This is a genomic window from Paracoccus onchidii (assembly GCF_028294535.1).
Classification (GTDB): Bacteria; Pseudomonadota; Alphaproteobacteria; order Rhodobacterales; family Rhodobacteraceae; genus Paracoccus; species Paracoccus onchidii.
Map to the genome: position 1 here is coordinate 37,416 of NZ_JAQBIE010000008.1, position 12,724 is coordinate 50,139.

Annotated in this window: 11 protein-coding genes; 6 read left to right on the top strand and 5 right to left on the bottom strand. The window is 59.6% G+C overall.

Annotation, left to right across the window (positions count from 1 at the left end; genetic code table 11):
* Window positions 1-66 precede the first annotated feature (66 nt).
* Together PAF17_RS07170 and PAF17_RS07175 are read right to left on the bottom strand one after the other, a co-directional pair.
* On the bottom strand, window positions 67-1,107 hold the full coding sequence (locus PAF17_RS07170; RefSeq protein WP_271888417.1) for a tagatose 1,6-diphosphate aldolase: 1,041 nt from the start codon (window positions 1,105-1,107) through the stop codon (window positions 67-69).
* On the bottom strand, window positions 1,107-1,997 hold the full coding sequence (locus tag PAF17_RS07175; RefSeq protein ID WP_271888418.1) for a PfkB family carbohydrate kinase: 891 nt from the start codon (window positions 1,995-1,997) through the stop codon (window positions 1,107-1,109). The genes PAF17_RS07170 and PAF17_RS07175 overlap by 1 nt, the downstream gene beginning before the upstream one ends.
* A 178-nt stretch (window positions 1,998-2,175) precedes the next feature.
* On the opposite strand from PAF17_RS07175, the gene PAF17_RS07180 reads away from it, so the two are divergent.
* The 4 genes from PAF17_RS07180 (at window position 2,176) to PAF17_RS07195 (ending at window position 6,217) form a co-directional block, all read left to right on the top strand.
* On the top strand, window positions 2,176-2,685 hold the full coding sequence (locus tag PAF17_RS07180; protein ID WP_271888419.1) for a TRAP transporter small permease: 510 nt from the start codon (window positions 2,176-2,178) through the stop codon (window positions 2,683-2,685).
* Between the two features lie 3 nt (window positions 2,686-2,688).
* Window positions 2,689-3,972, top strand: coding sequence for a TRAP transporter large permease (locus tag PAF17_RS07185; protein WP_271888420.1), 1,284 nt, complete (start codon window positions 2,689-2,691; stop codon window positions 3,970-3,972).
* A gap of 27 nt (window positions 3,973-3,999) precedes the next feature.
* The gene (dctP, locus tag PAF17_RS07190) at window positions 4,000-5,028 is read left to right on the top strand and encodes a TRAP transporter substrate-binding protein DctP (protein ID WP_271888421.1); all 1,029 of its coding nucleotides are present in this window, start codon (window positions 4,000-4,002) and stop codon (window positions 5,026-5,028) included.
* A 79-nt stretch (window positions 5,029-5,107) separates the two neighbouring features.
* Window positions 5,108-6,217, top strand: coding sequence for a glycerol dehydrogenase (locus PAF17_RS07195; RefSeq protein WP_271888422.1), 1,110 nt, complete (start codon window positions 5,108-5,110; stop codon window positions 6,215-6,217).
* 82 nt (window positions 6,218-6,299) lie between these two features.
* Here the strand turns inward: PAF17_RS07195 and PAF17_RS07200 are convergent, their stop codons facing one another.
* Window positions 6,300-7,934, bottom strand: a complete 1,635-nt coding sequence (locus tag PAF17_RS07200) for a sodium:solute symporter family protein (RefSeq protein WP_271888423.1) — start codon at window positions 7,932-7,934, stop codon at window positions 6,300-6,302.
* A gap of 292 nt (window positions 7,935-8,226) precedes the next feature.
* Window positions 8,227-9,678 (bottom strand): aldehyde dehydrogenase family protein, encoded by a 1,452-nt coding sequence (locus PAF17_RS07205; protein ID WP_271888424.1) that lies wholly within the window; start codon window positions 9,676-9,678, stop codon window positions 8,227-8,229.
* Window positions 9,679-9,894: 216 nt separating this feature from the next.
* On the opposite strand from PAF17_RS07205, the gene PAF17_RS07210 reads away from it, so the two are divergent.
* Entirely contained in the window at window positions 9,895-11,292 is a 1,398-nt protein-coding gene (locus PAF17_RS07210; RefSeq protein WP_271888425.1) for an NAD(P)/FAD-dependent oxidoreductase, read from the top strand.
* On the opposite strand, the gene PAF17_RS07215 is transcribed toward PAF17_RS07210, so the two are convergent.
* Window positions 11,244-12,200 (bottom strand): LysR family transcriptional regulator, encoded by a 957-nt coding sequence (locus PAF17_RS07215; RefSeq protein WP_271888426.1) that lies wholly within the window; start codon window positions 12,198-12,200, stop codon window positions 11,244-11,246. The two genes, PAF17_RS07210 and PAF17_RS07215, sit on opposite strands and share 49 nt — an antisense overlap.
* Before the next feature lie 156 nt (window positions 12,201-12,356).
* Here PAF17_RS07215 and PAF17_RS07220 point away from each other — a divergent pair, with 156 nt between their 5' ends.
* Window positions 12,357-12,722, top strand: coding sequence for a cupin domain-containing protein (locus tag PAF17_RS07220; RefSeq protein ID WP_271888427.1), 366 nt, complete (start codon window positions 12,357-12,359; stop codon window positions 12,720-12,722).
* Window positions 12,723-12,724 lie beyond the last annotated feature (2 nt).

The following is a 12,724-nucleotide window of genomic DNA, read 5'->3' on the forward strand; positions in this document are numbered from 1 at the left end:
ACAATCATCGCGGCCCATTGCTTTCGGCGCTGACCGGCGGCTTGCTATCGCCGCCGGCCGATTTGTTCAGATGTCTTGATAGCCATGCCTGAAAGATGCGTCATTGGGGGTGAACGCCGCGCCGCGACCATTGAAAATGGTATGCTTGTGCCAGGGCGTTGCCTCGGCATCCGTCAGCATATTCAGATCGTCCATATAGGCGCAGGCCTCCCCTGACAGTTCGGTGCGCATCTTGTCCCAATCGGGGAAATGGCCGAACGCATCCAGCCAGATCGCGCGCCCCGCAAGATAGCCGGACGCCCCTGCCTTATAGGCATGCGTCAGGATCTTGCGGAATGCAGGTTTGCTTGCGCCCGCCGAAAGCATGACCCAGGGGCGCCCGGCCAGCCGTCCCATTTCGTCGAATATTTCCTGTGCTTGGCGCCAACCGTCATTTCCGACGCCGGGGACGTCATTGGCTGCGATCGGGCTTTCCAGTTTGAAGACATCCACCCCGTATTCCGGTTTGGCGAATTCTTCGACAGATTTCAAAACGTCGTCAGAGCGCTTGCCCTGCATCTCGACATAATCCTTGGTCTGGTGCGCATCGGATTCCAGCGGAAACACCAGCAGCTCGAACAGGAATGGAATATCGTATCTGGCGCATGCTTCGCCGATGCGGCGGGTGAATTCTTTCTGATGCTCGTTGATCTCGGGGTCGGCATCGGGGCGATACCATGCAAGCACCTTGACCGCGTCCCCACCCATACGCTTGATCTTGCCAACCGACCAATCATCGATTTCCGATGACTTGCGACCCATGCCGGAATCTTCGAAGATCGAATCTTCCAATGTCACCACCAGCCCTTTGGTTGGAGACATCGCCGGCAGGCCACGCGGAATCGCGAAATGCGGGTCAAGTAGCAAGGCGGTCGATTTGTCCTGCAGGGTTTCGATCAGCAGTTTCTTGAAACCAGCAACGTCGTCAAAGGGCGCTTCCGCCGTGCCATGATGCTTTGCAATCGCCGATTTGATCGGCGGCCGCTGATCGACGGCGGTCATTTTGAACAGACCGTTGCTATCCGCCATCCGGCGCATGCCCCATAATTTTCCGGCACTCAGCGACATCAGATTTCCTCCTCAAGAAATTTTTCGACTTCGGTTCGGTCAGGCAGCGCGGCACTGCCGGTTCTGGTGGTTTTCAGCGCGGCGACCGCGTTGGCGAAATGGACGGCGGCGATCTCGGTCTGACCCCGGGCCAACGCCAGTGCAAAGGCGCCGTGCCAGACATCGCCGGCCCCAAGCGTATCCACCGCCGTGACGCCAAAGGTGGGCACGTCGCTAAGATGGATGCCGTCATGGCACAGCACTGAATGCGGGCCGCGCGTGACACAGACCCAGGCGCCAAGTTCGCTTGCGGCGCGGCTGAGCGCGGCGGCATCCGCGCCCCCGGCAAAATCTGCCAATCCCTGTTCCGAGAATGCCACATGCGAGGCCGCGCGCAGTGCGTCCTGGGCATGTGTGACAGGAGCTTCGGCATCAAGAACAGCGGGAAGTCCGGCGTTTCGCGCTGCCAGAATCAGGTCTTTGGCACCTTGTGGCCATCGGGTGTCGGCAAGAACCGCTCCCGCTCCGGTCAGGTCGGGATGTACGATGCCGCATTCATACAGGCTGTCCCGACGATAGTTGACAATGGTTCTTTCGCCATCCCCGGTAAGCAGCACGGCCGAGCGCGCGGTTTCTTCACCATCGCGCCGGATCAACTGGTGCGTTTCGATTCCTGCCATTTCGACCTGTTGGCACATCCAGTGTCCCAGCACGTCATCACCAATGACCCCGATCAGGCTGACTTGACCACCAAGGCGGGCGGCGGCGCGGGCTGCATTCAGGGCACAGCCACCCGGAGCGATAAACGAAGCCGCCGCACGGTTCTTCAGGCCCGGCATGATCTCTTGATTCATCGCGAATGCCATGTCGACGGTCACGATGCCCGCACAAACCAATCTGGCCGCTTCCATCGGGGTTCCTCCGTGCTGCGGGATCTCCTGGCCTGCCAGGGAATGCCCACGTCAGAATCTTGTATAAGATAGATGAATACCAGCCTCAAGCGTTGACGCGCGAAAAACTTTATTCTTATATAAGTTATATAAGAGCGTCAGGCTGGGAATCTGATCAAGCTCTTTTCTTGGGGGGATCATGTTGCATCGGCCATTTGAGGCGCTTGTCGCCTTGAACACGTTCTTGATACGCGCCTGCACGGCGATCATTGCAGCCTTGCTTGGGGTGATCGTCATCGTGATGATCACGGCGGTGACCATGCGCTATGGTCTGGGCAATCCGCTGTCATGGGGGGATGACCTGTCGCAGATATGCTTGGTCTGGCTGACGATGCTGGGCCTGGTTGTCGGCATGCGCCCGGGACATCTGGCGGTGGAGGGGCTGGTGCAGTCCTTGCCAGCACGGCTGGAAGTGATGATCCTTGTCGCCATCCATGTGATGGTGCTGGCCATGTCATTGCTGGTGGTCTGGTATGGGATCGCCTTCGCCAGACAGGGCATGGCGCGGATCGTGCCAAGCATGGACTGGCTGAGTCAGGGATATATCTATGCTGCGGTTCCGGTGGCGTTCGCCCTGATTGTTCCATCCTGTCTCGAAGCCGCACTGTCGCCGTTCCTGCGTCGCACTGCGAATGACGGGAGGGCCTGAACCATGCCCGTTTTCGTGATCCTGACGATTGTTGTGGCCCTGTTGGGGATGCCGATCGTGTTCGCCTTGTCCTTCGGGCCGATCATGGCCTTTGTGCTGGAAGGTCGGGAAAACATGATCCAGATCGGTTTGCAGCGGTTTTTCGCGGGCGTGAACCAGTTTCCGCTTCTTGCGATCCCGCTGTTCATACTGGCTGGTGAAATCATGAATGCCGGCGACATCACACGCCGCCTCGTGAATCTTTCCAAGTTGCTGGTCGGGCATATGCGGGGGGGGCTGGCGCATGTGAACATTCTGTCCAGCGTCTTGTTTGCCGGACTGAGCGGGTCGGCCGTGGCGGACACCACGGCGCTTGGATCAATGATGATCCCGGCGATGGAGAAAGACGGATATACACGCAGGTTCGCCACTGCGGTCACGGCGGCCTCGTCGATCATCGGACCGGTCATTCCGCCCAGCATCATCATGATCGTTTATGCCTATATCATGAATGTGTCGGTGGGGGCGTTGTTCGCCGCCGGGTTCATTCCGGGCTTGCTCATGGGTGTCAGCCTGATGCTGATGACGGCCTATCTGGCGCGAAAGCATGACTTTCCGCGGCGGGAAGGGGCGCCGTCAAAACAGGAGATCATTCGCGACACCACGCAGGGGTTCTTTCCGCTGCTGACGCCGGTCATCATCCTTGGGGGAATCCTGCTGGGGATCGTATCCCCGACCGAGGCGGCGGTCGTGGCGGTCGTCTATGCGCTGGGGCTGAGCCTTTGCATCAGGTCACTTGGATTTCGCGATGTGCCGCGTTTGTTCGTGCAGGCGTCCAGGGCCTCGGCCAGTGTTCTGTTGATGGTCGGGTCGGCCTCGCTGTTTGGTTGGGCATTGAACATGGCAGGTGTGCCGCAATCATTGGCAACGGCTGTTCTGGGTGTGACCGAGAACCCGATCATCTTCTTGCTTCTGATCAACCTGGTCCTGTTCGTCGTCGGGATGTTTCTTGATGCCGGTCCAGCCATTCTGATCGTGGGGCCAATTCTTGGGCCGACCATGCTGGGCATGGATATCAGCCCGGTGCATTTCGCGGTGATCATGTGTCTGAACCTTACGGTCGGGCTGGCAACGCCACCTTTCGGATTGGTGTTGTTTGCGTCTGCGGCGGTGTCTGGGCTGCGGGTCGGGGCAATCGTGCGGGCAATGCTGCCATTCTACATCGTGCATGTCGTGGTTCTTCTGGCGATCACAATGATCCCCGACATCTCGCTGGCTTTGCCGCGATGGCTGGGTTTTCCGGTCTAGGCAGTTAGTTTTTCAAGGGAGGATGAAATGACAAGATTCTATACGGCTTCAATTCTTGCGATGGCGATCGGATTGGGTGGATCGGCCGCCGCATTGGCGCAGGATTTCACCATGCGGATTGCACATGCCGGACCCGCGACGATGGAAAACGACGATTACGTCGGGTCGACCTCGCTCAAGGAATATATCGAGGGCCATTCCGACGGACGCGTTGCGGTGGAAATCTATCCGGGCAACCAGTTGGGCAGCTATGAAGAGGTCATGGAGCAGGTCAACGTCAATGCGCTTGAGGTGGCCCATGTCTCGATTGGTGGTGTCACACCGTTCGTGCCCGAACTTGCGGTCGTGGACCTGCAATATATCCTGCCAAATGACGAGGTGGCCTATAAGTTCATGGAAGGCGGCTTTACCCAGGACATGACGCAGGCAGTTCTGGACAAGCTTCCCAACACCCGCCTCGTCGCGGTCAGTGACGGCGGTCGCTGGCGGTCGTTCTTTACCACCAGCGAGGTAAAGACGGCCGACGATCTGTCGGGGATGAAGATCCGCACGATCAGTTCGCCCTTGCAGCAGGAATTCGTGCGCAGCCTTGGGGCGGCCCCCACGCCTGTGGCCTGGGGCGAGTTGTATACCGCGCTGTCCACCGGAGTGGTCGATGGCACGAAGAACGGCACGCCCGATATCATGTCGAACAAGTTCAACGAGGTGGTGACCAATGTCATTCTTGACCGGCACACGTTCCTGTTCGGTTATTATTTCGTCAGCGATCAGTGGTTGCAGGAACTGCCCGAAGATCTGCAACAGGTAGTGTTGGACGGCTTTGAACATGCCGCGTCCGAGCAGACAAAGTTCAACGCGGAAACCGAAGCCGCCGCGAATGAGGCATTCGAAGCTGCTGGCGGCGCGATCTATACACCGACCGAGGACGACCGTGAAACCTTTCTGGGCGCTCGCCAGGCCATGCAGGATTGGTATGTCGGGAAATATGGCGATGAATGGCTGAACAAGATGCTGGCCGCCGTTGAAGAGGCCAAAGCCGCAGCAGGTCAGGAATAGGCACTCAATCATCAAGGTCGGATGCGGGACTTTCTTGCCCTGCATCCGGCATCGACACTCAGGCAACAGGGACCAGGTTATGATCGCAATCGGCTTTCCTTTGATTTACCGTCAGGAAGCGGGGCTGCTGGCGCGTCTGGGTGAATTGGTCAAGCCGTTCGGTCAACGCCCTTATGTCATCGCGGATGCCTTTGTTCGCGAAAGATATGGCGATACCGTCCGGGCCTCGATAGAGGCGGCCGGCCTGACGATGGCATTCGATGAGTTTGCCGGGGAATGCTCGCCGCAGGCGATTGATGACGCGGCTGCCGGGCTGCGCAGCGGATCCCATGATTGCATCATTGGTCTTGGCGGCGGCAAGGCCATCGATACCGCCAAGGCGGTAAAGATCCAGACATCCGTGCCGGTGATCATCATGCCCACGATCGCCTCGAACGATTCCCCGACCAGCCGTCTTGCCATCACATATGAACAGGATGGCCGCTTTATCGGGCCGCGGTTCATGGCAACCAATCCCGAGGCGGTCTTCGTTGACAGCGACGTGATCCTGCAGGCGCCGGTGCGGTTCTTCAGCGCCGGGATCGCGGATGCGCTTGTCACCAGATTCGAGGCCGAGCAGGTGGTTGCCGCTGGCAAGCCGAACTTCTTTGATGCACGACCGACCGAGGCGGCGCTTTGTCTTGCCCGGCATTGTTACGATGTCATCCGCGCACATGGTCCGGATGCGGTCGCAGATGTGGTCGCACAGCGGCATAGCCTGGCGGTCGAAAAGGTGACCGAGGCGAACATCCTGCTGAGCGGGATTGGCTTTGAAGGATGCGGGGTCGCGGGGGCACATGCAATCGGCATGGCGTTGTCATTGCTGCCCGACGCCAAGGGCATCCTGCATGGCGAAGAAGTCGCGATCGGATTGCTGGCGCAGCTGTATCTTGAGGGCAGGGATGATGCCTTCATGGATGACATGCTGGATTTTTATGGCAAGGTGCGGCTTCCCCGCAGCTTCGCCGAGATTGGTCTGGCGAAACCGTCCGAGGCTGATTTGCGACGGGTGGCAGATTTTGCCGCCCGCCCCGGCAGCCGTGTTCACAATATGAACCGGCCCGTTGATGCAGATGACGTACTGCGCGCCCTGCATGACGTGATTGAACGGGGGCAGGGCTATCCGGCCTTGCACCGGATGCCGGCATGAGGATCTTGTTTGCCTGGCCTGACGTGATCGCAGCGCCGCCCGCCCGGATCGGGCAGGGCGGTGCCGTGGATTTGGTGGCCGGTCAGTGGCGCGAAGGGATCAGGCCAAACCAGCCTTTCATGTTCAGGGGTTCGCCATCGGCATCCAGAAGTGGCTTTGACGGCACCGATTTTCGGGTTGCCAGGGACACCACGACCATCAGGGTAACCGAGGCGATGACGCCCCAGATCGAGCCGATATAGATCGCATCCCAGTTGGCCCAGTCCTGATAGACGCCTTCGACGCCCGGCACGATATCGGTATTCGCTTCGGAGGTCAGCGGGATGTAATGGAAATAACCCGCGATCCAGCCAAGGAACCCGCCGACCATCGAGGCAAGCGCCCCCGCCGAATTGGCTTTCTTCCAGAAGAAGCCGCAGGCATAGGGTACGAAATTCGACACCAGAAGCAGCGTCCAGGCCGCCACCATCAGATTGTAGATCACTTCAAAACGCAGCGCGATGAGCAGCGACAGACAGGCGACGATCGGCACGAAGATGCGGGTCCAGCGCAGCGATGCGGCGTCCGAGATATTCGGGTTCAGCATCTTGACGCCGTTATAGCCCAGGATCGACGCCCCGGCCAGCGTGGCCGCTGCCGCAGAGGACATCAGCGCCGCGACCAGACCACAGACGAAGATGATCACAAGGCCGGTGGGCAGGTAATCCGCCGCCATGACCAGAAGCATCTGGTTCTGGACCATGTCGAAATCCATGTCGGGATAGATCTTGAACGCGGCAATGCCAAGGATCACCGGGATCATGCCCAGGATCACATAGACCACGCCCGACACGATGGCCGAGGACACGCCGACATTCTCGGATCGGGCCGACATCAGGCGCTGGTTCACATCCTGCGCGGCAATCGAGCCGACGCCGACGGCCATGATGGCGGCCAGCCAATAGAACCACCCCATGTGACCGGTGTAATAGTTGAACCCCGCATTGCCCAGCTCCGCGTCGGCACGAGCTTCGGATGTGGGCAGGAAATCCCATTGGTTGTTGCCCATCCAGTTATGCGAGGGATCGTTGGCGAAGATATAATCCCAACCGCCGACTTCGGGCAGGCTCATCACCACGATGAAGATGGCGATCATCGATATGGTGACGATCGCGATCTGGACGCTATCGGTCAGGGTCACGGCATACATGCCGCCCATGAAAGTATAAACGATCAGAACCAGCGTGGAAAAGCCGATGCCCCAGGCCAGTGGCAGGCCGGTAAAGAAGGTGATGATCGACCCGAACCCGACCAGAAGCGCCCCGATCCAGCCCATTTCCGCGATCAGCATGACAAAGGCCGACAGGCCTGCGACACGGCCGTCGTAACGGCTTTCAAAGAAATCGACCAGGGTCATGAATTTCGAACGCCGCACCACACGCGCGAAGAACAGGCCCAACAGAACCAGACATAGCGCGGCACCGAACGGATCGAAGATCACGCCCTGCACGCCCAGCAGATACGATGCCCCGGACGCCCCCATCGTGGTGCCTGCCCCGAACCAGGTCGCGACCAGCGCGCCCACCATCAAAGGCATGCCCAGCCGGCGGCCCGCGACGAGGAAATCGGCTTCGTCGGTCACGCATTTCGAGGCCCACCAGCCCACGAAAAGCAGGATCGCCATATAGATGCCCAATCCCCCCAAGACCAGGCTTCCGTATTCGTAACTCTGTTCCATGCTTACTCTCTCTGTCGTGTTTTTCAGGCTTTCCCGTTGGTGCGCCCTTCTGTCTTGTGGTCATGCCAGAAAGGGCGATCGCGACGAATTACGGAGTCACAGATTGTTACGCCGATAAAACTAGGGGTTTTCTGGAGGGGCGCGGAATCGGCCTGTGCATCAAAGATAAGGCATTGGAATCATTCAACCACCAGCAAGGCTGGTGGTTGAATGATTGGCAAGGGCTGGCGGCATGCGGTCAGCTTTTCCCCGATCAACGTAACGGCATGTGTCTCTTGCCCGGGGTAAGGGATCAGGTCTCGGACAGGATGTGCTTGACACCCTGATATCCCGACAGTCCCCAAGGTCCCAACTCGCGGCCGATGCCGCTTTGCTTGAAGCCGCCCCAGGCGCTGTCGGGATAGACAATCTGGGGCGTGTTGATCCAGATCTGGCCGGCCTCGATCCTGTCGGCAATCGCCTTGCCGCGCGACCAGTCGACGCTGACGACCGACCCGACGAGGCCGTAATCCGTATCATTGGCGACGGCGATGGCCTCTTCGTCCGACGAGACGGTGGTGGTGGCCAGAACCGGGCCGAAAATCTCGTCGCGCCAGATCGAATGGGCATGAGGAACGTCGCGAAAGATCGTCGGCTTGACGAAATGACCGTCGCGGTCGATCGCGCCACCACCTGTCAGGCAATCGAGCCCGTCGGATTTGGCCTCTGCGATCATCCAAAGAACCTTGTGGCATTGCGCCGCGGTGGTCAGCGGGCCCATTTCGGTGCCGTCCTCGAAAGGCGATCCGACCTTCAGGGCGCGGGTTTTGTCGACCAGCGCCTCGATCAATCTTGGTTCGATGGATTTGTCGACGATCAGCCGCGAGGTGGCCGAACACATCTGCCCGGCATTGAAGAATACACCGCCCATGATGCAGGACACGGCCTGATCGATATCGGCATCGGCGGTCACGATGATGGGGGATTTTCCCCCAAGCTCCAGGGAAACGGGCAGGCAGCGCCCCGAGACCGCCGCCATGACCTTGGCACCGATCATGTTCGATCCGGTGAAGCTGATCTTGCGGAGTTCCGGCGCACGGGTCAGCGCCACACCGACATCCGCGCCGCCTGTCACGATGTTCAGCACCCCTGCGGGCAGGCCGATCTCGGTGGCGATGTCGCCATAGACCAGTTCATTCAGCGGCGTCATTTCACTGGTTTTCATGACCGCCGTGCATCCGGCGGCCAATGCGGGCGCGATTTTCCACGCGCTTGTCACCAGCGGAAAGTTCCACGGTACGATCATCCCGACCGGGCCGACCGGTTCATGCCGGACAAGGCCAAAATGCGTGCCGCCTGCGTGATCGACGCGCATGTCCTGTCGTCCATCCAGCCCTTCGGCCAGTGTCGCGTAATAGTCGAAGCAGGCAATGGCATCATCGACGTCGATCTCGGCCTCGAGGCGGGGCTTGCCGTTATTGTGCATCTGGACGCGGACAAGAATGTTCTTGCGCGATTTCAGCCCGCGCGCGAAGCCGCGCAGATATTGGGCACGCGCGGCACCCGTGCTGCGTTTCCAACCGTCAAAGGCGCGACCGGCCGCCTGTGCAGCCTTTTCGACATCCTCGGCACCGCCCGCTTGAACGCGGGCAAGAACGCCGCCGCTGCTGGGGTCGATGACTTCCAGACGTTCACTGCCGCGTCCGGTTTTCCATTTTCCACCGACAAAGACGGTGTGCTCGCGTTCCAGAAGTGCCTCGGCCATGATTCCCTTCCCCGTTTGGCTTGGCACAGCTTGCGTGGCCCGGCGGAAAGGAAGAATGATGAAATTCCGTCGTGTTGCGTCGATGGATGTCGCGGCAATCTGGCTTTCTGGCATGATACGCCGAGAATAGTCACGGTATGGCATCGCTGTCCGGTTATTTTAGCCTGTAGCATGTCGCCGCATCCTGCCCCAAACAGATGTGACGGGAGATTGAAATTGAGCTTTGCAAAGACCGCCCTGAACGATGTGACGTTCTTCCCGTTCTGGCTGGACAGCGATGCCGCGCCCGAGGTGACACAACAGCATATCGGTCACACATCGACCGATCTGCTGATCATCGGCGGCGGCTTTACCGGCCTGTGGGCGACCATTCAGGCGAAAGAGGCCGATCCCGGTCGTGACGTGATGCTGATCGAGGCGGGCAAGGTCGCCTATGGTGCTTCGGGCCGGCCCGGCGGAGTGGTGTCGACCTCGATCATGCACGGGTTGCACAATGCGGCACGTCTGTTCCCGAATGACATCGCCGAGCTGGAGCGACTGGGACAGGAAAACATGCGCGGCTTTCTGGAGACGTTGGAACGCCACCAGATCGACGCGCATAACACCTGGGGCGGAGAGCTGACCGTGGCCATCGGCGACAAGGCGCTGCCCGGCCTGCGCGACGAATACGAGCTGCATCGCAAATATGGCCATAATGTCGAGTTGCTGGACCGTGACGGCGTGGCGGCCCAGGTGAAATCCCCGATCTTTTCCGGTGCCTGCTGGAGCAAGGATCTCAGCGGCACGGTTCATCCTGCGCGGCTGGCATGGGGCTTGAAGCGTGCGGCGCTGGATATTGGCGTTCGCCTGCATGAACTGACGCCGATGGAAAACATCACGCGCGAGAATGGCGTTCTGAAGGTCGTCACCCATGACGGGACGATCAAGGCGCGCAAGATCATGCTGGGCACGAATGCCTTCGCGGCGGGCGACAAGCGCATCAAGAAGCGCGTGGCCGGAATACGCGACCGGATCATCGCGACCGAGCCGTTGACGCAGGAACAGCTGGATCGCATCGGCTGGACGAACCGGCAAGGCATCTATGACACCCGCACGCAACTGAATTACATGCGTATGACCAAGGACAACCGCATCACCTTTGGCGGGCGGCTGACCTATTATTATGACGGCACCAACAATACCGATCCCGCGGGCGAGCGCGTCGTTGATCCTTATTTACGTCTTGCCGAGGCCTTTAACCGCACCTTTCCGCAGCTGGATGATCTGCGCTTCACGCATGCATGGTCGGGGCCGATCGCGATGACGACGCGGATGGCCGTGCATTTCCAGAACTATATGGATGGCGACATGGTCTGGGTCGGGGGCTATTCGGGCTTTGGGATTTCGACCAGTCGTTTCGGCGCAAGGCTGGCCCTGGCCAAGCTGGACGGGGTTGATCTGCCCGAACTGAAGATGGATTTCGCGAACAGCATGCCCAACAAGATCCCGCCCGAACCGTTCCGCTGGATCGGCTCGAAGATCACCCTGCATGCGCTGGACACGGCGGATGAAAAGGGCGGCTGGCGTCATGCCTGGCTGCGGCTGGTCGAGGCGATGGGCTTTCCGCTGTCCTGAAACGCATCAAGGGAATGCGCGGCGCAAATCGCGTCGCGCACGGCCTGAACGCGTCTTTCGCCCGACGTTTCCTGCCGCGTCGCAAGGTTCATCGGCAGCTCGTAGAAATAAGTTTCGGGATGGATTGGCCGCATCAGGTCGCGCGCGACCCAGGGCGCGGCCATGTGATCGGGCAGATAACCGATATGCGTGCCCGCCAGAATGAAATGCGCGATACCTTCCATGTAATGCGACACCGCCGAGGCGACGGGCGGATGCGCGAAATGGATCGTCTGTGGCAGTTCATAGGCCCGCTTGACCCAATCGGCCTGTTCCAGTTCCGCAGGATCGATGTCATGGGGCGCGCGCGGGAACAACGGGTTGTCCGCGCCGCAATAGATCTGGTGGCGTTCCTGAAACAGCAGTTCATAGCGCAGGCTGGGCGTCAGCGCGTTGAACCATCCCAGCGCCAGATCGGTCTCGCGTTTCAGCAATGCCGTCTCGATCCGGCCCGGGGCCATCTGGCGGACCTCCAGTTGCAGATAGGGGTTCTGACGGCGCAGCTGTGCCATGGCCGTGGAAAACCGGCATCCGGGATGTGACAGGATATTGTCGATCAGATAGATGCGCACCGAACCGACCAGATCATCCTGCGTCGCCTCGATCGTGTTCACGAATTCGCCCAGATCGCGCAGCAGCTTATAGGTCGAGGTCAGCACGATCTCGCCCTGGTTCGTCAATGAAAATCCGGCCCTGCCGCGTTCACACAGCCGGAAACCCAGTCGCGTTTCCAGATTCGAGATCTGCGTGCTGATCGTCGAGGCCGCGACATTCAGGCGATCCTGAGCGGCGGCAAAGCCACCCGATTCCGCGACCGCGACAAAGACCCTCAGAAGGTGAATATCCGCGTCCCGAACCTGATTGAGCATTGCATACCGCTATTTTTGTCGTGCTGTGTCCCCATTGCATTCATGATTTTTCGCATCGGGCAAGAATTTTAATCGTGTTTCCATCACGACCGTCCGCCCCGCAGCAGATTCGCACGGGGCAATCAAGGTTCTCATCGCGATGGAGCGCAAAGACCAATGACCAAAGTTCTGAAAATGACCCCGACTGGCGCAGGCGACATCACGCTCGAGCCATGCTCGGTCGTGCCGCCCGAAGCGGTGATTGACGGCAAGCCCCAGGAAATGGGCGCGGTCATCAGCGAATCCAAGGATGGAAGCTTCGTGGTCGGGATCTGGGAAAGCACACCCTATGCAGAGGTTTTCGACGCCTATCCGGGTGATGAATTCTGTCAGGTTCTGTCGGGCAAGGTGACGCTGACGGACGAGCATGGACACGAAGAAACCTTTGCCGCCGGCGACAGCTATTTCGTGCCCAAGGGCTTCAGGGGCACTTTCCGCGTCGTGGAAACCATGCGCAAATATTATGCCATTCACATGGGCTGACG